Source organism: Serratia sp. Sp408, from assembly GCF_057180665.1.
In genome coordinates, this window is record NZ_JBXUFT010000011.1 from 37,259 (window position 1) to 58,311 (window position 21,053).

Annotated in this window: 14 protein-coding genes; 10 read left to right on the forward strand and 4 right to left on the reverse strand. The window is 57.4% G+C overall.

The window, feature by feature from the left end; genetic code table 11:
• Positions 1-7 precede the first annotated feature (7 nt).
• The 3 genes from AC2AXP_RS21685 to AC2AXP_RS21695 form a co-directional block, all read right to left on the reverse strand.
• The gene (locus tag AC2AXP_RS21685; protein ID WP_004958796.1) at positions 8-958 is read right to left on the reverse strand and encodes a glycoside hydrolase family 43 protein; all 951 of its coding nucleotides are present in this window, start codon (positions 956-958) and stop codon (positions 8-10) included.
• A gap of 10 nt (positions 959-968) precedes the next feature.
• Positions 969-2,369: a glycoside-pentoside-hexuronide (GPH):cation symporter gene (locus tag AC2AXP_RS21690; RefSeq protein WP_198773671.1), complete on the reverse strand. Its 1,401-nt coding sequence runs from the start codon at positions 2,367-2,369 to the stop codon at positions 969-971.
• 225 nt (positions 2,370-2,594) lie between these two features.
• Positions 2,595-3,815: an MFS transporter gene (locus tag AC2AXP_RS21695; protein ID WP_484381928.1), complete on the reverse strand. Its 1,221-nt coding sequence runs from the start codon at positions 3,813-3,815 to the stop codon at positions 2,595-2,597.
• Positions 3,816-3,985: 170 nt separating this feature from the next.
• On the opposite strand from AC2AXP_RS21695, the gene AC2AXP_RS21700 reads away from it, so the two are divergent.
• Positions 3,986-4,603 (forward strand): TetR/AcrR family transcriptional regulator, encoded by a 618-nt coding sequence (locus AC2AXP_RS21700; protein WP_004958804.1) that lies wholly within the window; start codon positions 3,986-3,988, stop codon positions 4,601-4,603.
• 62 nt (positions 4,604-4,665) lie between these two features.
• Here the strand turns inward: AC2AXP_RS21700 and AC2AXP_RS21705 are convergent, their stop codons facing one another.
• Positions 4,666-6,042 carry an amino acid permease gene (locus AC2AXP_RS21705; protein ID WP_004958807.1) on the reverse strand — a complete coding sequence of 459 codons (1,377 nt, stop codon included), beginning with the start codon at positions 6,040-6,042 and terminating at the stop codon, positions 4,666-4,668.
• Positions 6,043-6,672: 630 nt separating this feature from the next.
• Between AC2AXP_RS21705 and pdhR the strand changes: the two genes are divergently transcribed.
• The 9 genes from pdhR (at position 6,673) to AC2AXP_RS21750 (ending at position 21,053) form a co-directional block, all read left to right on the forward strand.
• Positions 6,673-7,437, forward strand: a complete 765-nt coding sequence (pdhR, locus tag AC2AXP_RS21710; protein WP_004958808.1) for a pyruvate dehydrogenase complex transcriptional repressor PdhR — start codon at positions 6,673-6,675, stop codon at positions 7,435-7,437.
• 166 nt (positions 7,438-7,603) lie between these two features.
• On the forward strand, positions 7,604-10,267 hold the full coding sequence (gene aceE, locus AC2AXP_RS21715) for a pyruvate dehydrogenase (acetyl-transferring), homodimeric type (RefSeq protein WP_004958812.1): 2,664 nt from the start codon (positions 7,604-7,606) through the stop codon (positions 10,265-10,267).
• 13 nt (positions 10,268-10,280) lie between these two features.
• A complete protein-coding gene (gene aceF / locus AC2AXP_RS21720; protein WP_484381929.1) occupies positions 10,281-12,164 on the forward strand; it encodes a pyruvate dehydrogenase complex dihydrolipoyllysine-residue acetyltransferase in 1,884 nt (627 codons plus the stop codon).
• A 311-nt stretch (positions 12,165-12,475) separates the two neighbouring features.
• Positions 12,476-13,900: a dihydrolipoyl dehydrogenase gene (gene lpdA, locus AC2AXP_RS21725; RefSeq protein WP_039991753.1), complete on the forward strand. Its 1,425-nt coding sequence runs from the start codon at positions 12,476-12,478 to the stop codon at positions 13,898-13,900.
• Positions 13,901-14,433: 533 nt separating this feature from the next.
• Positions 14,434-17,031, forward strand: a complete 2,598-nt coding sequence (gene acnB, locus AC2AXP_RS21730; protein ID WP_484381930.1) for a bifunctional aconitate hydratase 2/2-methylisocitrate dehydratase — start codon at positions 14,434-14,436, stop codon at positions 17,029-17,031.
• Positions 17,032-17,245: 214 nt separating this feature from the next.
• Positions 17,246-17,608, forward strand: a complete 363-nt coding sequence (gene yacL, locus AC2AXP_RS21735; RefSeq protein WP_039991754.1) for a protein YacL — start codon at positions 17,246-17,248, stop codon at positions 17,606-17,608.
• A gap of 247 nt (positions 17,609-17,855) precedes the next feature.
• Positions 17,856-18,812 carry a 2-keto-3-deoxygluconate permease 1 gene (locus AC2AXP_RS21740; RefSeq protein WP_484381931.1) on the forward strand — a complete coding sequence of 319 codons (957 nt, stop codon included), beginning with the start codon at positions 17,856-17,858 and terminating at the stop codon, positions 18,810-18,812.
• Positions 18,809-20,080, forward strand: a complete 1,272-nt coding sequence (gene dtnK, locus AC2AXP_RS21745; RefSeq protein WP_198773668.1) for a D-threonate kinase — start codon at positions 18,809-18,811, stop codon at positions 20,078-20,080. Before AC2AXP_RS21740 ends, dtnK begins: the two co-directional genes overlap by 4 nt.
• The gene (locus AC2AXP_RS21750) at positions 20,040-21,053 is read left to right on the forward strand and encodes a D-threonate 4-phosphate dehydrogenase (protein ID WP_484381934.1); all 1,014 of its coding nucleotides are present in this window, start codon (positions 20,040-20,042) and stop codon (positions 21,051-21,053) included. The genes dtnK and AC2AXP_RS21750 overlap by 41 nt, the downstream gene beginning before the upstream one ends.

Below are 21,053 nucleotides of genomic sequence, written 5' to 3' on the forward strand. Positions count from 1 at the left end.
CAGTCTGTTAGTGATTATCTGCCGGTGGTACGCCAAACACCGGCATGCCTTGCCGATCCCATGTCAACGGTTTGATCCGCGTATGCCGGTTCGGGTCATACAGCGGATCGCCATCGATTTCCGTGTAATTGCGCGCGTGGTATACCAGCACGTCGTTGCCGTCCTCATCAACGGTAAAGCTGTTGTGGCCTGGGCCGAACTGACGGTGCTCATAGCTGGTGCGAAACACCGGTTGCGGTGATTTATGCCACTGCGCCGGATCGGTGATGTCGCTGTCGATATCGGCCCATAACAGACCGATGCAGTAGTTTTCGTCGGTGGCGCTGGCGGAATAGCTGATAAACAGCCGCTGGCCGTGCACTATCGCCGCCGGGCCTTCGTTAACCCAAAAGCCGACGGTTTCCCACGGCAGCTCGGGCTTGCTGAGCATCACCGGTTCGCCTTGCAACGTCCATGGGTTGGCCATTTCGGCCAGGTAGAGGTTGGAATTGCCACGTATGGCCGGATCTTTCTGTGCCCATAAATAGTAGTGTTTGCCGCGATGGGTAAAGTGGGTGGCATCCAGCGAGAAACTGTCGATATGACTGTAAATGCGGCCTTTTTCCTGCCATTCCCCGCTCAGTGGATCCGCGTCACGGCACTCCAGCGCGAACATGCGATGCTGGAACAGGCCGTCGGCAATCTCCGGACTGTGCGCAGCGGCAAAGTAGATGTACCACTTGCCGTCGATAACATGCAGTTCGGGCGCCCAGATCAGCGCGCTCATTGGCCCACTGGCAGGTTTGCGCCACACCACCGTTGGCGTTGCCTGCGCCAGTTCGCTCAGGCTGGCGGCGCGGCGCAGTTCCAACCGATCGTATTCCGGTACCGAGGCGATAAAGTAATAGTAGCCGTCGCTATGGCGAACAATATACGGGTCGGCACGCTGTTCAATCAGGGGGTTGGGATACTGTTTCATCTCTGGTTCCTTACGGATGTTTGGCTTCAAGCTGTTGCTCGCGGTAGTCGGCCAGCTCCTGGTAGTTGGTGCGGCGCTTTTCCAGATCGATCTGGATTTGCTTCATCAGTTCACGGTCCACCTTCAGCAGTCGCACGACGCCGGCGGTGATCAGATAGCCGATGCCGGGGATCACGGTGAACAGCAATACGATGCTGTTGAGCGCACTGGCGCTTTGGCTGGCCGCATCGGCCTGGTAGCCGGAAAACGACATCAGGAAACCGACCATGGCGCCGGCTACCGCCAGACCCACCTTCAGGAAGAACAGGTTGCCAGAGAAGCTGATGCCGGTAATGCGTTTGCCGGTCTTCCATTCACCGTAGTCGTCGACGTCCGCCATCAGCGACCAGTGCAGCGGCGACGGGATCTGATGCAGGATGTTCAGCAGGAAGTAAGCCGCGACGATAAACCACGTCAGCTGTGGATTAAAGAAATAGAACCCGCATGAAAACAGCGCCAGTGCGATATTGGTCCAGAAGAACACCTTCAGCTTGCAGAATCGGTCGGTAAGCGGCTTGGCCAGCGCGCTGCCGAGCATCATACCGACCACCCCCAGGCTGATGAACAGGCTGGCGAACGAGGCCGACTGTTGCATGACGTAGGTGACGTAATACATGGTGGCCGCCATGCGAATAAAGCCGGGGCAGACGTTACAGAAGGTCAGCAGCAGGATGCGCACCCATTGATCGTTTTTCCACACGTCTTTCAGATCGGCTTTCAATGCGTCATGGGTGGGCACCGCCGGGCGAATGCGTTCTTTCACCGTGGCAAAGCAGAACAGGAACATGAACAGCGCTATCAGCGCCAGCACGCCCATCGCCATTTGATAGCCGCGCGCCTTGTTGTCGCCGCCGAACCATTCGGCCATTGGCAGTAGCGTCATGGACAGGATCAGCGTAGCGATGCCGACCATGATAAAGCGATACGACTGGCAGGAGACGCGCTCGTGCGGATCGGCGGTAATTACGCCGCCCAGCGAACAGTAGGGAATATTGATGGCGGTGTAGGTCAACGACATCAGAAAATAGGTGGCAAAGGCGTATACCACTTTACTGTCATAGCTCCATTCCGGCGTGGTGAACATCAGCACGCTGAACAGCACATAGGGCAGCGAAACCCACAGTAGCCACGGGCGAAAACGCCCCCAACGGCTCTGGGTACGGTCGGCAATAGCTCCCATGATCGGGTCGGTGACCGCGTCGAGCACTCGCACCGACAGCAGCAATATGCCGACCAGGGCCGGCGTCAGGCCAAAAATGTCAGTGTAGAAGTAATTGAGGAATAACATGATTGCACCGCCAATCATGTTACAACCGGCATCTCCCATGCCATAGCCGATCTTTTCTCTTACCGAAAGGGCAGTGCTGTTCATGGACATTCTCTCCGCGCTGGCAGGATCTGACTGAATGGCAACGATTATTGCCTTGCTCGGCGGCGAGTCATCAGGAAATCATGGTTATTGAGATGGACAAACCTGCCATGGCGGAAGAAGTGTGAGCTTGTTAGCAAACTTGACCCGGAGAAGGGACGGCAGAAGTCGGTGTTCCCTAGACGAGAACACGGCGTGAGCCGTGTTTTTTCAGGATGGCGTGGGCATTCAGTGGCTCACGATATGGGAACTGCCGAGACGGTGTCCCGGTTTGAAAGCGTATTCACGGGACGACCAGGCGATGGCGAACGCAACGGCCAGCAGGATCAGCAATGCCCAGGGGAAAACGCTGGCCTCCCAGGTATCAAGCAGCATGCCGCCGATCACGCCGCCGCCGGCGATCGCCGAGTTCCAGGCCACCACATTCATGGAGAGCGCTACGTCAGCGCCGTCTCCCGCCGCATCGGCCAGCGCGGTTTGCAACAGGGTTGCCGCACCGCCGAACGTGATGCCCCAGACGATCACCCCCAGATAAATCACGGCGGGATCTTGCGCACCGACGCCGAAGGCGAACGCGGTGAGCGCGAAGGCGGCGAGACTGGCCAGTACCGTGGTGCGCAGGTGGCGCTCCACCAGCCGGCCGGTGATCCAGATGCCGGCGAGCGCCGCTGCGCCGAAGGCGAACAGCACCAGATCGGTTCGGTCAGCCATTCCCGCCGGCGCGATAAACGGAGCGATATAGGTATAGAGAATGTTGTGAGCAAGCATCCAGGTGATTACCACCACCAATACCGGGCGTACGCCGGGCGTGGTGAAGACCCGGCGCAGCGGCATGTGTTGATGGGCGGACTGGCCGGGGTAATCGGGGACTTTGGCGTATACCCAGACGATCAGCAGCAGCGTCAGGGCCGACATGATCCAGAATGCGCTGCGCCAGCCGATAGTCGATCCCATGAAGGTCCCCAGAGGCACCCCCAGAGAGAGAGCAATTGGGGTTCCCACCATGGCGATGGCCAGGGCGCGTCCTTGCTGATAAGGCGCGACCATCCGCCGGGCGTAGCCGGCCAGCAGGCTCCAGGCCAGCCCTGCGGCGACGCCGGCAAAGAAGCGGGCGACCAGCGTGACGGCATAGTGGGTAGATAGCGCGGTGGCTGAGTTGAAGAGAAGGAAGCCGATGATAGTCAGCAGCAGGACGTTACGCCGCCGCCATCTGCGTGTTGCAATCGTCAGCGGGATGGCGGCCAGCAGCGAGCCCAGCGCATATGCCGTCACCATTTGCCCGGTCAGCGCCGGATTGACGCCGAGTCCCTGACTGATTTGCGGTAGCAGGCCTGCAGGCAGCGTTTCGGTCACGATACAGATAAATCCTGTCATGGCCAAAGCCAGCAGGGCGGCGACGGGCAGGCGGGCGGCGGTGGCCGATGTCGCCTGAGTGGATGAGTGATTCACGCAAAAGATCCTTTCGACGATGAGAAGGTTCCGGCGTCGCTTGGTGAGCCGGCGTCCGAAGCATATCGATATATATACCGATCGGTATAAATGTAATCATCATCGTCGCTACGTTGTCAATAAATTATATATCGATTAGTATATATGTCGTAAAAGATAAGGAGTCAGCGATGGCGCAAATGGGACGTCCCCGCAGCTTTGACCGCCAGCAGGCCATCGAACAAGCGATGCACCTGTTCTGGGAGCAGGGCTATGAATCAACCTCGCTCAGCCAGCTAAAGGCGAGCATTGGAGGTGGTATTTCCGCCCCGAGTTTCTATGCGGCTTTCGGGTCGAAAGAGGCGCTGTTCAACGAGGCGGTGCAGTGTTATCTGGCGAGTTATGCGCGCGTCACGGCGTGCCTTTGGGACGACGCGCTGGCGCCGCGGGAGGCCGTTGAACTGGCGCTGCGTCAGTCGACGACCATGCAGTGCGAGCCGGGGCATCCGAAGGGGTGTATGGTCGCTTTCGGCGTCATGAGTGCGCCGACGCCCGCGCATGCCGACGTGGCCAAACCGCTGGCGGAATCGCGTGCGCGAACGTATGGCGGATTTATCCGCTGCGTCGAACGTGCCATTGCCGCAGGCGAGCTGACGGCGAGCACCGACGCCCGGGCGCTGGCGACCGTATTCAACAGCTTTTTGCTGGGCATCTCAACGTCAGCTCGGGATGGTGTTGACGTAGCGACCTTCCAGGGCGCGATTGCCGAAGTGATGAAAGTCTGGGACGCGCTGCGTAAGCAGGCGTAGCGGGCGGGAAAAGGCGTGATATGAAACAGGCCCGCCGTGGCGGGCCTGCGGCAGAGATGAAATCAGCGCGTGGCGCTGCCGAGCGCCCGCTGGCTGCGCTGCTTGATGGCGTAGCCAATCGCCAGCACCGCCACCCAGACCGGGATCAGCAGCACCGAAATGCGAATGCCCGGTGTCAGGTACATAATCACCAGGATACCAGCCATAAACAGCAGGCACAGATAGTTGCTGAACGGATACCAGAAGGCCTTGAACTTAGGCTCTACGCCGTCGCGATTTTTGGCAGCGCGGAATTTCAGGTGCGCCAGGCTGATCATCGCCCAGTTGATCACCAGAGCGGAGACCACCAGCGCCATCAGCAGTTCGAAGGCGCGCCCCGGGATCAGGTAGTTGATCAATACGCAGAACGCCGTGGCCAACGCAGATACGCCGATGGCGATCACCGGTACGCCGCGGCCGTCGACCTTCAGCAGGCTTTTCGGTCCGTTGCCCTGTTTCGCCAGGCCGTACAGCATGCGGCTATTGCAGTATACGCAGCTGTTGTAGACCGACAGCGCGGCGGTCAGCACCACGATATTCAACACGGTGGCGACCAGATTGCTGTTCAGCGCGTGGAAGATCAGCACGAACGGGCTGCCGCCTTCGACCACTTTGCCCCACGGGTAGAGAGAAAGCAGAATGGTCAACGAGCCGATATAAAAGATCAGGATACGGTAGATGACCTGATTGGTGGCTTTTGGAATGCTGGCCTGCGGGTTGTCGGCCTCCGCCGCGGTGATGCCCACCAGCTCCAGACCGCCGAAGGAAAACATGATAACCGCCATGGCCATTACCAGTCCCATCACGCCGTTCGGGAAGAAGCCGCCCTGTGCCCACAGGTTGGTCACCGTGGCTTCCGGGCCGCCCATGCCGCTGAACAGCAGGTAGGCACCGAATACGATCATGCCGATAATCGCCACCACCTTGATAATGGCGAACCAGAATTCCATTTCGCCATACACTTTGACGTTGGCCAGGTTAATGGCGTTAATCGCCAGGAAGAACACCGCCGCCGAGACCCAGGTCGGAATTTCCGGCCACCAATACTGTACGTAGATCCCGACCGCGGTCAGTTCCGCCATCGCTACCAGCACATACAGCACCCAATAGTTCCAGCCGGAGGCGAAACCGGCGAAGTTACCCCAGTATTTATAGGCAAAATGGCTGAATGAGCCGGCAACCGGCTCTTCCACCACCATTTCACCCAGTTGGCGCATAATCAGGAAAGCGATGAATCCGCCGATGGCGTAGCCCAAAATCACCGACGGGCCAGCCATTTTTATTGTTTGCGCGATACCGAGAAACAACCCGGTACCGATAGCGCCACCTAAGGCAATAAGCTGAATATGGCGGTTTTTCAGGCCGCGTTTCAGCTGGTCACCCTGTTGTTGACCATCCATCCATTTACCCTCTGTTGTTGCAGAATGCTCACATGCTGTAAGGCAGTGATTACGATGTGTGTATTATTTTCTTTACGGCATTTGATCTATTAATTCGACGGCACCGCTACCGTTTGCAAAAGAATAATGATATGCGCGGAAGTTTGCACCTGCTTTGTGTTGTGAGTGACCAAGATTTCAGCAGTTTAGGAAACAAAATGCGGATTGTGTGACCGTAAGGGGGGTTATGTGCATGAAATAAGCATCAAGTCACATTACTCGCAAAAATAGCTCAGGTTTGACCAATTGCTCTCTCCATCACGCTCGTGATCTGGATCACAGAACCGAACATTGGCAGGCGATCACCAAAGTTTCATCGACCTGCCATAAAAGCCCGATATTAACGGTGCAGTCTGCCTAACCAAACGTTTCGCAAAAGTTAAATCACACGCTTAGGCCGTAAATGGTATTACCAGCACGGGGTTAGCGGATTGCAGCAGGGTATCGGCTGGGGTGTTAAAATGTGCGGGTATCGGCAATTCGGCCCGAGCCCATATGGACAGGAGGTGAATACTTTGTTACTTTACCGTCACGTTTTTGAAATTGGTATTACCAATTGACTCCGCGCCATTCGCAGAGAAGAAATCACTCATGGCCTACAGCAAAATCCGCCAGCCCAAGCTGTCAGACGTTATCGAGCAACAGCTCGAATACCTGATTCTCGAGGGTACGCTGCGCCCAGGCGAAAAACTGCCTCCGGAGCGTGAACTGGCGAAACAGTTTGATGTTTCCCGTCCTTCTCTGAGAGAGGCGATCCAGCGCCTGGAAGCGAAAGGGCTGCTGCTGCGTCGTCAGGGCGGCGGTACCTTCGTACAAACAAATCTCTGGCAGAGCTTCAGCGATCCGTTGGCTGAACTGTTGGCCGATCACCCTGAATCACAATTCGACCTGCTCGAAACCCGTCATGCTCTTGAGGGCATCGCTGCGTACTATGCGGCGCTGCGCGGCACGGAAGAAGATCTGGCGCGCATCCGCGATTGCCATATCGTGATTCAACAGGCCCAGGACAGCGGCGATCTCGACGCCGAAGCAGACGCGGTGATGCAGTATCAGATCGCCGTTACCGAAGCTGCCCACAACGTGGTGTTGCTGCATTTGCTACGCTGCATGGGGCCAATGCTGGAACAGAACGTCCGACAGAACTTTGAATTGCTCTACTCGCGCCGTGAGATGTTGGCAAAAGTGAGCAGCCACCGCGCCGGGATTTTTGAGGCGATAGTGGCACGTGAGCCGGAAAAGGCCCGCGAAGCCTCGCACCGCCACTTGGCGTTTATCGAGGAAATTTTGCTGGATCTCAGTCGGGAACATACCCGGCGTGAGAGATCGTTACGGCGACTCCAGCAACGCAAGGATTAAGAGCGGTTATCTACAGGGGAAACACCAGCCTGTGGGCATAAAGCTCGAAGTGCTTAGTTAAGTACTTAAGCGGCAACAAACTGATGAGCCTGTCTTCGTGCGCTTTGGTACAGAGTGCAGGAAGACAGGCTCCAAACAAACCATTAGACAGATAAGGAATACCACCATGTCAGAACGTTTAAACAATGACGTGGATCCGATCGAAACCCGCGACTGGCTGCAGGCGATCGAATCGGTCATCCGTGAAGAGGGTGTTGAGCGAGCTCAGTTTCTGATTGATCAGGTATTGGGTCAGGCCCGCAAAGGCGGCGTGAGCGTAGCGGCAGGTGCCGCAGCGAACAACTACGTCAACACCATCGCGGTGGAAGAGGAGCCTGAATATCCGGGTAACCTGGATCTGGAACGCCGCATTCGCAGCGCCATCCGCTGGAACGCCATTATGACCGTTCTGCGTGCTTCCAAGAAAGACCTGGATCTGGGCGGCCACATGGCTTCCTTCCAGTCTTCCGCGACCTTCTATGAAGTCTGCTTTAACCACTTCTTCCGTGCACGTAACGAGAAAGATGGCGGCGATCTGGTGTATTTCCAGGGCCACATCTCTCCAGGCATTTATGCACGTGCCTTCCTTGAAGGCCGCCTGACCGAAGAACAAATGAACAACTTCCGTCAGGAAGTACACGGCAATGGTCTGTCATCTTATCCGCATCCTAAGTTGATGCCTGAATTCTGGCAGTTCCCGACCGTTTCCATGGGCCTGGGGCCAATCAGCGCCATTTACCAGGCGAAGTTCCTGAAATATCTGGAACACCGCGGCCTGAAAAATACTGCAGAACAAACCGTTTACGCTTTCCTGGGTGACGGCGAGATGGATGAGCCGGAATCCAAGGGCGCCATCACCATCGCGACCCGTGAAAAACTGGACAACCTGGTCTTCGTCATCAACTGCAACCTGCAGCGTCTGGACGGCCCGGTCACCGGTAACGGCAAGATCATCAACGAACTGGACGGCATCTTCAGCGGCGCCGGCTGGCAGGTGATCAAAGTGATCTGGGGCGGGCGTTGGGACGAACTGCTGCGTAAAGATACCAGCGGCAAGCTGATTCAACTGATGAACGAAACCCTGGACGGCGATTACCAGACCTTCAAATCCCGCGATGGCGCTTACGTTCGCGAGCACTTCTTCGGCCGTTATCCAGAAACCGCGGCGTTGGTCAAAGACATGACCGACGATGAGATCTGGGCGCTGAACCGTGGTGGTCACGATCCGAAGAAAGTCTTTGCTGCCCTGAAGAAAGCACAGGACACCAAAGGTAAACCGACCGTTATCCTGGCCCATACCATCAAAGGTTACGGCATGGGTGATACCGCGGAAGGCAAAAACATCGCTCACCAGGTCAAGAAAATGAACATGGAAGGGGTTCACCACTTCCGCGATCGTTTCAACGTGCCGGTTGCCGATGCCGATATCGAAAAACTGCCGTACCTGACCTTCGAGAAAGATTCCGAAGAGTACAAGTATCTGCACGAACGCCGTCAGGCACTGGCCGGTTACCTGCCAAGCCGTCTGCCGAACTTCACGCAGAAGCTGGAGCTGCCGACGCTGGAAGATTTCAGTTCACTGCTGGAAGAGCAGAACAAGGAAATCTCTACCACCATCGCCTTCGTGCGTGCGCTGAACGTGATGCTGAAGAACAAGTCGATCAAGGATCGCCTGGTGCCAATCATCGCCGATGAAGCGCGTACCTTCGGTATGGAAGGCCTGTTCCGTCAGATCGGTATTTACAGCCCGAACGGCCAGCAGTACACCCCGCAGGACCGTGAGCAGGTTGCTTACTACAAAGAAGACGAGAAAGGCCAGATCCTGCAGGAAGGCATCAACGAACTGGGTGCGGCATCTTCCTGGCTGGCAGCGGCGACCTCTTACAGCACCAACGATCTGCCGATGATTCCGTTCTACATCTACTATTCGATGTTCGGTTTCCAACGTATCGGCGACCTGTGCTGGGCGGCGGGCGACCAACAGGCGCGTGGCTTCCTGATCGGCGGCACCTCTGGCCGTACCACGCTGAACGGCGAAGGTCTGCAGCACGAAGATGGCCACAGCCACATTCAGTCGCTGACCATCCCTAACTGTATCTCTTACGATCCGGCTTATGCCTACGAAGTGGCGGTCATCATGCATGACGGTCTGGTGCGTATGTACGGTGAAGCGCAAGAGAACGTGTACTACTACATCACTACGCTGAACGAAAACTACCACATGCCGGCCATGCCGCAGGGCGCAGAAGAGGGTATCCGCAAGGGTATCTACAAGCTGGAAACCCTGGAAGGCAGCAAAGGCAAGGTACAGCTGATGGGCTCCGGCTCGATCCTGCGTCACGTACGTGAAGCCGCGCAGATCCTGGCAAAAGATTACGGCGTTGGTTCCGACGTGTTCAGCGTGACCTCGTTCACCGAACTGGCGCGCGATGGTCAGGACTGCGAACGCTGGAACATGCTGCACCCAACCGAAGAGCCGCGTGTTCCTTACGTTGCTCAGGTGCTGAGCGATGCGCCAGCGGTAGCCTCTACCGACTACATGAAGCTGTTTGCCGAGCAGATCCGCAACTTCATCCCGGCCAGCGATTATCGCGTTCTGGGCACCGACGGTTTCGGCCGTTCCGACAGCCGCGAGAACCTGCGTCACCACTTCGAAGTGGACGCGTCTTACGTGGTGGTTGCCGCTCTGGGTGAACTGGCCAAACGCGGTGAAATCGATAAGAAAGTGGTGGCTGATGCGATCACCAAATTCAATATCGATGCAGATAAAGTCAACCCGCGTCTGGCATAAGAGGTAAAGAACAATGTCTATTGAAATTAACGTGCCGGACATCGGTGCAGACGAAGTTGAAATCACCGAGATTCTGGTGAATGTCGGCGACAAGGTTGAAGCGGAGCAATCGCTGATCACCGTTGAAGGCGACAAGGCTTCGATGGAAGTTCCCTCGCCGCAGGCCGGCGTGGTGAAAGAGATCAAGGTTGCGGTCGGCGACAAGACCGAAACCGGCAAACTGATCATGATCTTTGACGCAGAAGGGGCAGCGCAAGCTGCACCGGCGGCCAAGGCAGAAGAAAAACCGGCGGCGGCATCTGCGCCGGCGGCTGCGGCGGCCAAAGACGTCGAAGTACCGGATATCGGTGCGGACGAAGTCGAAGTGACTGAAATTCTGGTGAAAGTGGGCGACAAGGTTGAAGCGGAACAATCGCTGATCACCGTTGAAGGCGATAAGGCCTCGATGGAAGTCCCTGCGCCATTCGCCGGCACGGTCAAGGAAATCAAGATCGGCACCGGCGATAAAGTGAAAACCGGCTCGCTGATCATGGTGTTTGACGTGGCGGGCGGCGAAGCTGCCGCACCGGCAGCGGCTGAAGCGCCATCGGCTCCGGCGGCAGCGCCAGCGGCCAGCGCGGCGAAAAACGTTGAAGTGCCTGACATCGGCGGCGACGAAGTTGAAGTCACCGAAGTGATGGTCAAAGTGGGCGATAAAGTGGCCGCAGAGCAGTCGCTGATCACCGTTGAAGGCGACAAGGCTTCAATGGAAGTGCCTGCGCCGTTCGCCGGCACGGTCAAAGAGATCAAGATCGGTACCGGTGATAAAGTGAAAACCGGCTCGCTGATCATGGTATTCGAAGTGGAAGGCGCAGCGCCTGCGGCGGCACCGGCTCAGAAAGCCGAAGCGGCACCGGCTGCGGCCAAGCAGCAAAGCCAGGCGCCGGCACCGGCTGCCAAGGCCGAAGGCAAAGGCGAATTTGCCGAGAACGACGCTTACGTGCATGCGACCCCGGTTATCCGTCGTCTGGCGCGCGAGTTCGGCGTTAACCTGGCGAAGGTCAAAGGAACCGGTCGTAAGGGCCGTATCCTGCGCGAAGACGTACAGAGCTACGTGAAAGACGCGGTGAAACGCGCTGAATCCGCTCCAGCGGCGGCGGCCGGCGGCGGTCTGCCAGGCATGCTGCCATGGCCGAAAGTGGACTTCAGCAAGTTCGGCGAAATCGAAGAAGTGGAACTGGGTCGCATTCAGAAAATTTCTGGTGCCAACCTGAGCCGTAACTGGGTGATGATCCCGCACGTGACCCACTTCGACAAGACCGATATCACCGATCTGGAAGCGTTCCGCAAGCAGCAGAACGAAGAAGCTGCCAAGCGCAAACTGGACGTTAAGTTCACCCCGGTGGTGTTCATCATGAAGGCCGTTGCTGCCGCTCTGGAGCAGATGCCGCGTTTCAACAGCTCGCTGTCGGAAGATGGCCAGAAGCTGACGCTGAAGAAATACATCAACATTGGCGTGGCGGTTGATACGCCGAACGGTCTGGTGGTTCCGGTGTTCAAGGATGTGAACAAGAAGAGCATCACCGAACTGTCCCGCGAACTGATGGCGATCTCCAAAAAAGCGCGCGATGGCAAGTTGACCGCGGGCGAAATGCAGGGCGGTTGCTTCACCATTTCCAGCCTGGGCGGGATCGGGACTACCCACTTTGCGCCAATCGTCAATGCGCCTGAAGTGGCTATCCTGGGCGTATCCAAATCGGCCATGGAGCCGGTTTGGAACGGTAAAGAGTTCATGCCGCGTCTGATGATGCCGATGTCGCTCTCCTTCGACCACCGTGTTATTGACGGTGCAGATGGTGCGCGCTTCATCACCATTATCAACAATATGCTGGCTGATATTCGCCGTCTGGTGATGTAATGAAAAAGGGGCGCAGCATGCTGCGCCCTTATCGATTCAGTAGCAGTTTTGTCGGTTTTTGCATGACTCGACAAGATTGTTGAGACACGGGTCACTCGAACGTGCTTTGCAGTTTATTAACAATTCTGTAAACTGCTCGCGGTGTAAGCGTCCCGGTGGATGAAGGGCGTTATGAATTCGATTAATAATATGCCCCAAATAATTGGCGTGACATCAAGGCGGCGAGCGAACGCAGCCAACACCGATGCCGCTTCAACTATGACGGGTATAAATGACGTCTGACCCGCCGGACAATAAATTAAGAGGTCATGATGAGTACTGAAATTAAAACTCAGGTCGTGGTACTTGGGGCGGGCCCGGCAGGATACTCTGCTGCCTTTCGTTGCGCTGACTTAGGTCTTGAAACCGTTCTGGTTGAACGTTATTCCACGCTGGGCGGGGTTTGCCTGAACGTGGGGTGTATCCCTTCCAAAGCGCTGCTGCACGTAGCCAAAGTGATCGAAGAAGCCAAAGCGCTGGCTGAACACGGCATCGTTTTCGGTGAGCCGAAAACCGATATCGACAAGATCCGCACCTGGAAAGAAAAAGTCATCAATCAGTTGACCGGCGGTCTGGCTGGCATGGCTAAAGGTCGTAAAGTCAAAGTGGTTAACGGCCTGGGTAAATTCACCGGCGCTAACACCCTGGTTGTTGAAGGCGAAAACGGTGCTACCACCATCAACTTCGATAACGCCATCATCGCTGCAGGTTCTCGTCCGATCCAACTGCCATTCATTCCTCATGACGATCCGCGCGTGTGGGATTCCACCGATGCGCTGGAGCTGAAAAACGTGCCTGAGCGTCTGCTGGTTATGGGCGGCGGCATCATCGGTCTGGAAATGGGCACCGTATATCACGCGCTGGGTTCGCAGATCGACGTGGTTGAAATGTTCGATCAGGTTATCCCGGCGGCCGATAAAGACGTGGTGAAAGTGTTCACCAAACGCATCAGCAAGCAGTTCAACCTGATGCTGGAAACCAAAGTCACTGCGGTAGAAGCCAAAGAAGACGGCATCTACGTGACGATGGAAGGCAAGAAAGCGCCGGCGGAACCACAGCGTTACGACGCGGTGCTGGTGGCTATCGGCCGTGTGCCGAATGGCAAACTGCTGGATGCCGGCAAAGCCGGTGTGGAAGTCGACGACCGTGGGTTCATCCGCGTTGACAAGCAGCTGCGCACCAATGTGCCGCACATCTTCGCTATCGGCGACATCGTCGGTCAGCCGATGCTGGCGCACAAAGGCGTGCATGAAGGTCACGTTGCCGCGGAAGTCATCTCCGGCAAGAAACACTACTTCGATCCGAAAGTGATCCCTTCCATTGCTTACACCGAGCCGGAAGTTGCCTGGGTTGGTCTGACCGAGAAAGAAGCGAAAGAGCAGGGCATCAGCTACGAAACGTCCACCTTCCCGTGGGCTGCGTCTGGCCGTGCTATCGCATCCGACTGTGCCGACGGCATGACCAAACTGATCTTCGACAAAGAAACCCACCGTATCATCGGCGGCGCGATTGTCGGCACCAACGGCGGCGAGCTGCTGGGTGAAATCGGTCTGGCCATCGAAATGGGCTGTGACGCGGAAGACATCGCGCTGACCATCCACGCCCACCCGACGCTGCACGAGTCTGTAGGCCTGGCGGCGGAGATTTTCGAAGGCAGCATCACTGACCTGCCAAACCCGAAAGCCAAGAAAAAGTAATTTTTCCGCGTTGAACGGTTGATAGACGGCTCCTTTGCAGGGGCCGTTTTTTTTTACAGGGCAGGGTGAAAGGCCGCTCCGCGAACGGACGGCTGCTTGGCTGTCAGGCTATTGCCATTCATCGATCCGCTTCCTGTGCTGACAGCGAACGGAACGGGAGAACCGCCTTGACGGCGGTTTTTTTATGCCTGCGGCTGTGCTTTTCCTCGCCTGCCAGACGATTAACCATTGCAATATTATGGTTATCGTGGTGTGCTCAGCAGGCTAAACCGCCGTGCTGGCAACGCCGCCAATGCCGGCTTGCAGCCGATTACACTGTGCTCAACGATTCAGCAAAGATTTAATGTTGCTTTTATGTGAACGAATTAACAACCGATTCAAATCCTGATATGCTGGCTGGGCGGAACCGGGCACTGTACCTTACAGTCCAGGACATCGACAGCAGTGCCTCGTAATATCACCGTGCGCTAAAAACCCGGTTTGAATATTGAGCGCCAGGCACCATAAATGACAATGAGAGCGAGGAGAAAGTCGTGCTAGAAGAATACCGTAAGCACGTGGCCGAGCGTGCTGCAGAGGGCATCGTCCCTAAGCCATTAGATGCAACACAAATGGCAGCGCTGGTTGAATCATTAAAAAATCCGCCAAAAGGCGAAGAAGAATTCCTGTTAGACCTGCTGATTAACCGAGTACCACCGGGCGTCGATGAAGCCGCCTACGTCAAAGCAGGTTTCTTGGCTGCGGTCGCCAAAGGCGAAGCTACCTCCCCCCTGATTACCCCAGAAAAAGCCGTTGAACTGTTAGGCACCATGCAGGGCGGTTATAACATTCATCCGCTGATTGAAGCGCTGGACAACGAAAGCCTGGCACCGATCGCAGCCAAAGCGCTGTCGCATACCTTGCTGATGTTCGACAATTTCTACGACGTGGAAGAAAAAGCCAAAGCAGGCAACCCGCACGCCAAGCAGATCATGCAGTCATGGGCCGATGCCGAATGGTACCTGTCCCGCCCGCAGCTGGCAGAAAAAATCACCGTCACCGTGTTCAAGGTCACCGGCGAAACCAACACCGACGATCTGTCGCCGGCACCGGATGCCTGGTCGCGCCCGGATATCCCGCTGCACGCACTGGCGATGCTGAAAAACGAACGTGACGGCATCGTGCCCGATCAGCCGGGCAGCGTTGGCCCGATCAAGCAGATCGAAGAACTGAACAAGAAAGGCTTCCCGCTGGCTTACGTCGGCGACGTGGTCGGTACCGGCTCCTCGCGCAAATCCGCCACCAACTCGGTGCTGTGGTTTATGGGCGACGACATTCCGTACGTGCCGAACAAGCGCGGCGGCGGGGTGGTTCTGGGCGGCAAGATTGCACCGATCTTCTTCAATACCATGGAAGATGCCGGCGCGCTGCCGATCGAAGTCGAGGTATCCGACCTGAACATGGGCGATGTTATCGACATCTTCCCGTACAAAGGCGAAGTGCGTAACCACGAAACCGGCGAGCTGATTGCCGAATTCGCATTGAAAACCGACGTACTGCTGGACGAAGTCCGCGCCGGTGGCCGTATCCCGTTGATCATCGGCCGTGGCCTGACCACCAAGGCGCGTGAAGCGCTGGGTCTGCCGCACAGCGAAGTGTTCCGCATTGCCAAGCCGGTTGCAGCCAGCAACAAGGGCTTTTCACTGGCGCAGAAAATGGTGGGCCGCGCCTGCGGCGTAGCCGGCGTGCGTCCGGGCGAATACTGTGAACCGAAGATGACCTCGGTAGGCTCGCAGGATACCACCGGGCCAATGACCCGTGATGAGCTGAAAGACCTGGCCTGTCTGGGCTTCTCGGCCGATCTGGTGATGCAGTCATTCTGCCACACCGCGGCCTATCCGAAGCCGGTGGACGTAACCACCCACCACACGCTGCCTGACTTTATCATGAACCGTGGCGGCGTTTCGCTGCGTCCGGGCGACGGCATCATCCACTCATGGCTGAACCGCATGCTGTTACCGGACACCGTGGGTACCGGCGGCGATTCGCATACCCGTTTCCCTATTGGCATTTCGTTCCCGGCCGGTTCCGGTCTGGTGGCGTTTGCCGCCGCCACCGGCGTGATGCCGCTGGACATGCCTGAATCGGTGCTGGTGCGTTTCAAGGGCAAAATGCAGCCTGGCATCACCCTGCGCGATCTGGTGCATGCCATCCCTTACTACGCGATTCAACAGGGTCTGCTGACCGTTGAGAAGAAAGGTAAAAAGAACATCTTCTCCGGCCGCATTCTGGAAATCGAAGGCCTGCCGGAACTGAAGGTAGAACAGGCATTCGAACTGGCCGACGCCTCGGCCGAACGTTCGGCGGCCGGCTGCACCATCAAGCTGGATCAGGCGCCGATCAAAGAGTACCTGAACTCCAACATCGTACTGTTGAAGTGGATGATCTCCGAGGGTTACGGCGATCGCCGTACGCTGGAGCGACGCATCCAGGGTATGGAAAAGTGGCTGGCGGATCCGCAACTGCTGGAAGGCGACGCGGACGCGGAATACGCGGCGGTGATCGACATCGATCTGGCCGAAATCACCCAGCCTATCCTGTGTGCGCCGAACGATCCGGATGACGCGCGCCTGCTGTCCGACGTGGCTAACAGCAAAATCGATGAAGTGTTCATCGGTTCTTGCATGACTAACATCGGTCACTTCCGCGCGGCGGGTAAATTGCTGGACCAGCACAAGGGCCAGTTGCCGACCCGTCTGTGGGTGGCGCCGCCAACCAAGATGGATGCCGCTCAACTGACCGAAGAGGGCTATTACAGCGTGTTCGGCAAGAGCGGGGCGCGTATCGAGATCCCGGGCTGTTCACTGTGCATGGGCAACCAGGCACGGGTAGCCGACGGCTCGACGGTGGTCTCCACCTCGACCCGTAACTTCCCGAACCGTCTGGGTACCGGCGCCAATGTCTATCTGGCTTCGGCGGAGCTGGCAGCGGTGGCTTCCTTACTGGGCCGACTGCCGACGCCGGATGAATACCAGACCTATATGGCGCAGGTGGACAAGACGGCGACCGATACCTATCGCTATCTCAACTTTGACCAACTGAGCCAGTATACGGAAAAAGCCGACGGCGTGATTTTCCAAACGGCGGTGTAATTACCGCCAGGGTACTGGGTTAGCCATGATGCCAGTCAGCTACGCTGACTGGCATTTTTTTTGCCCGGCACATGGCCGCCAACGGCCCGATACGCCTCGGTTGACGCGCCACGCTGGCTTCACTTTCCAGCGCTAAGTCGTTATATTGCGCGCGCTCACTAATAAGGGCCGAATTAATGATTACACTGATAAAAAGGCCTTGGGAGGGCGCGCTATGGATTACGAATTTCTGCGGGATGTGACCGGCCAGGTCGTGGTCAGATTTTCGATGGGGCATGAAGCCATCGGCCATTGGATCAATGAAGAGATCAAGGGCGACCTGAATCTGCTGGACCGTATCGAAGCCGGGGCGGCAGAGGTGAAAGGCAGCGAGCGCCAATGGCAGCTCGACGGTCACGAATATACGCTGTTAATGGATGGCGAAGAAGTAATGATCCGGGCCAATCAACTGTCGTTTGAAGGTGACGAAATGGAAGAAGGCATGAATTATTATGACGAGGAGAGCCTGTCTTTCTGCGGCGTTGAGGATTTCCTGAAGGTGTTGAAGGCCTATCGACACTTTATGCTGAACTATTAACCACACCGGTCCCGATCGCCAGCCCAGCCGATCAGGGCTGGCGCCCCCCTTGTCCGGCTGATGCCGGCGCGGTCTCCGGCAGGTGTTCACGCTAACCTGCCATCCACACCCGATATCCGTTACGTCATGCGTGGCAGATGACGAAAAATAATCATTTAATCTCTTATAACTGCGATCAAGCTCTCTAATTTGTTAAATTTGATTCAATATAATCATTGTGATTAAAATAAATCATAGCGAGGGTGAGATGAAACTAAAAGCGTCAATAGAAAAAGTCCCTGGCGGGATGATGGTCATCCCTCTGGTGCTCGGTGCGCTGTTAAATACCTTCGCCCCGGCCGCACTGGATATCGGCGGTTTTACCACCGCATTGTTTAAAAACGGTGCGGCGCCGTTGATCGGTGCGTTCTTGCTGTGCATGGGGGCGGGGATAAGCTTTAAAGCCGCGCCGCAGGCGTTGCTGCAAGGCGGCACCATCACCCTGACCAAGCTGCTGGTTGCCATGGCACTGGGGCTGGGCGTCGAGCGGCTGTTTGGTGCGGAAGGCATCTTTGGCCTGACCGGCGTGGCGATCATCGCGGCAATGAGCAACTCCAACGGCGGTCTGTATGCGGCGCTGGTGGGCGAATTTGGTAATGAACGCGATGTCGGTGCCATTTCCATTCTTTCTCTCAACGATGGGCCGTTCTTTACCATGATTGCGCTCGGCGCCGCCGGTATGGCCAATATTCCGCTGATGGCGCTGGTCGCGGTGCTGGTGCCGCTGCTGGTGGGCATGGTGCTTGGCAATCTCGATCGCAACATGCGCGAGTTTCTCACCAGGGGCGGGCCGATTCTGATTCCGTTCTTCGCCTTTGCACTCGGCGCCGGTATCAATCTGGAAATGCTGCTGCAGGGGGGCCTGGCCGGCATTCTGTTAGGCATATTGACCACCTTTGTTGGTGGCTTCTTCAATATCCGTGCCGATCGTCTGGTCGGAGGCTCGGGCATTGCCGGTGCGGCGGCATCAAGCACTGCCGGCAATGCGGTAGCAACGCCGCTGGCCATCGCGCAGGCCGATCCATCACTGGCCGAGGTTGCCGCGGCCGCGGCGCCGCTGATAGCCGCTTCGGTGATTACCTCCGCGATCCTGACGCCGATACTCAGTTCCTGGGTGGCGAAGCGCAACGCTGCCAAAACGGCGGTAGAGGAGAATGCCGCATGAAGATGATCGTCATTGCTGATGATTTCACCGGCGCCAACGACACCGGCGTACAGTTGGCGAAAAAAGGCGCGCGCACCGATGTTTTGCTGAGCCCGCAGCAAAAACCGCCGCGTGGCGGCGACGTCCTGGTGATCAACACCGAAAGCCGTGCGCTGCCGGCTGCCGACGCGCACCAGCGGGTAAGTGCTGCATTGCGGCCCTACTGCTCCGGTGGCAAGCAGCCGTTGATCTACAAAAAGATTGATTCGACCTTTCGTGGCAACGTAGGGGCCGAAATTGACGCGGCGATGCAGGCCAGCGGCGCCCGGCTGGCGATCGTGGCGGCGGCGATCCCGGCCGCCGGGCGAACCACGCTACACGGTGAATGTCGGGTGCATAACGTACCGCTGGCGCAAACCGAGTTTGCCAGCGATCCGAAAACCCCGATCGTCTCATCCCATATCAAAACCCTGATCGGCTTGCAGACCGAGATACCGGTGCACGAAGTGGATCTGGCGGTGGTGCGCAGCGCTGGGCTGAGCGATGCGTTGCAGCGGCTGGGACGGCAGCAGCGGTGCATCGTGGTGGTGGATGCCGAGCAGGATGGCGATCTGGCCCTATTGGCGCAAAGTATCGGCCGGCTCGAGGTGCCGCTGCTGCTGGTTGGCGCCGCCGGTTTGGCCAATGCGCTGCCATCGGCGTGTTATCTGACGGCCCGGCAACGCTTGCCGGTGCTGGTGGTGGCCGGTTCGATGAGCGACGCCACCCGGCAACAGATTGTTTTTGCCGAACGGGAGCTGGCGCTGGGCATTGTCGATATCGACGTGGAAGCGTTAGTGGCGGCGGACGGCGCGCGGGTCGTGCAGCAGACGGTCAGGCGGGCGGTGGCGTTGTTGCAGGATCGCCAGCATTGCGTGTTGCGCACCTGCCGTGACGCCGATGCACGGCAACTGATCGATCGTTTGTGCGAACGCACGCAGCTGTCCCGGCAGCAGCTGGGCGATCGCATCAGTCAGACGCTGGGGGAGATCGCGCTGGCGATAATCAACCATACGCAGATTGGCGGGCTGTTCCTGACCGGTGGCGATATTGCGATTGCCGTCGCGCGCGCCCTGGGCGCCGAAGGCTACCGGATCGATGGAGAAGTGGCTCCCTGCGTACCTTGCGGCACCTTTATCAATAGTGAAATCGACGATTTGCCAGTGATCACCAAGGCTGGCGGGTTTGGTGGCCCATCCACCTTGCGCGATGCGCTTTATTTTATCGAGGAGATGTACAGTGGCGAATAACACAATTGCAGTCACCATGGGCGATCCGGCGGGCATTGGCCCGGAAATCATCATCAAGGCATTGGCCTCTGGCGAGCTGTCCGGCGCCAACGCGGTGGTGGTCGGCTGTTTGCAGACGCTACAGCGCATTCAGGCGTTGGGGATTACCCCACCGGTAGAGCTGCGGCCGATACAGCAGGTTGCACAGGCCCGCTTTGTGCCGGGGATCGTTAACGTTATCGACCAGCCGCTGGCCGACCCTGCCGCGCTGATGCCGGGGAAAGTGCAGGCACAGGCAGGAGATCTGGCCTACCGCTGCGTGAAACGTGCCGCCGAAATGGCCATGGCCGGCGAGGTACAGGCTATCGCTACCGCGCCGTTGAACAAGGAAGCGCTGCACCTGGCCGGCCATATGTATCCGGGGCATACGGAACTGCTGGCCAAACTGACCGACAGCCGCGACTACGCGATGGTGCTGTATACCGATAAGCTGAAAGTGATCCACGTAACCACCCATATCGCGCTGCGCAGGTTCCTCGATACTCTCAGTAGCCAACGCATTGAGACGGTGATCGGCATGGCAGACACTTTCCTAAAGCGCGTCGGCTTCAGGCAGCCGCGCATTGCCGTCGCCGGCGTTAACCCGCACGCCGGCGAAAATGGCCTGTTTGGTGATGAGGAAATCACCCTGGTCAGCCCGGTGATTGCCGCGGCCAAACGGCGCGGCATTGAGGTATACGGCCCGTGCCCGCCGGATACCGTCTTCCTGCAGGCGTATGAAGGGCAGTACGATATGGTGGTGGCGATGTATCACGATCAGGGGCACATTCCCCTCAAGCTGCTGGGCTTCTATGATGGCGTAAATATTACCGCCGGGCTGCCGTTTATTCGCACTTCTGCCGACCATGGCACGGCGTTTGATATTGCCTGGACAGGAAAAGCCAAGTCTGAGAGCATGGCGATCTCGATCCAATTAGCCAGTCAGCTTGCTTAA

What these genes read in the sequence shown, in the direction of transcription:
- AC2AXP_RS21700 (WP_004958804.1), top strand. Translation starts at nt 3,986, where the DNA reads ATGGCGCAAATGGGACGTCCCCGCAGCTTTGACCGCCAGCAGGCCATC.
- aceE (WP_004958812.1), top strand. Translation starts at nt 7,604, where the DNA reads ATGTCAGAACGTTTAAACAATGACGTGGATCCGATCGAAACCCGCGAC.
- aceF (WP_484381929.1), top strand. Translation starts at nt 10,281, where the DNA reads ATGTCTATTGAAATTAACGTGCCGGACATCGGTGCAGACGAAGTTGAA.
- AC2AXP_RS21750 (WP_484381934.1), top strand. Translation starts at nt 20,040, where the DNA reads ATGCGCTTTATTTTATCGAGGAGATGTACAGTGGCGAATAACACAATT.
- AC2AXP_RS21690 (WP_198773671.1), bottom strand. Translation starts at nt 2,369, where the DNA reads ATGAACAGCACTGCCCTTTCGGTAAGAGAAAAGATCGGCTATGGCATG.
- AC2AXP_RS21705 (WP_004958807.1), bottom strand. Translation starts at nt 6,042, where the DNA reads ATGGATGGTCAACAACAGGGTGACCAGCTGAAACGCGGCCTGAAAAAC.
- AC2AXP_RS21740 (WP_484381931.1), top strand. Translation starts at nt 17,856, where the DNA reads ATGAAACTAAAAGCGTCAATAGAAAAAGTCCCTGGCGGGATGATGGTC.
- pdhR (WP_004958808.1), top strand. Translation starts at nt 6,673, where the DNA reads ATGGCCTACAGCAAAATCCGCCAGCCCAAGCTGTCAGACGTTATCGAG.
- AC2AXP_RS21685 (WP_004958796.1), bottom strand. Translation starts at nt 958, where the DNA reads ATGAAACAGTATCCCAACCCCCTGATTGAACAGCGTGCCGACCCGTAT.
- yacL (WP_039991754.1), top strand. Translation starts at nt 17,246, where the DNA reads ATGGATTACGAATTTCTGCGGGATGTGACCGGCCAGGTCGTGGTCAGA.
- dtnK (WP_198773668.1), top strand. Translation starts at nt 18,809, where the DNA reads ATGAAGATGATCGTCATTGCTGATGATTTCACCGGCGCCAACGACACC.
- lpdA (WP_039991753.1), top strand. Translation starts at nt 12,476, where the DNA reads ATGAGTACTGAAATTAAAACTCAGGTCGTGGTACTTGGGGCGGGCCCG.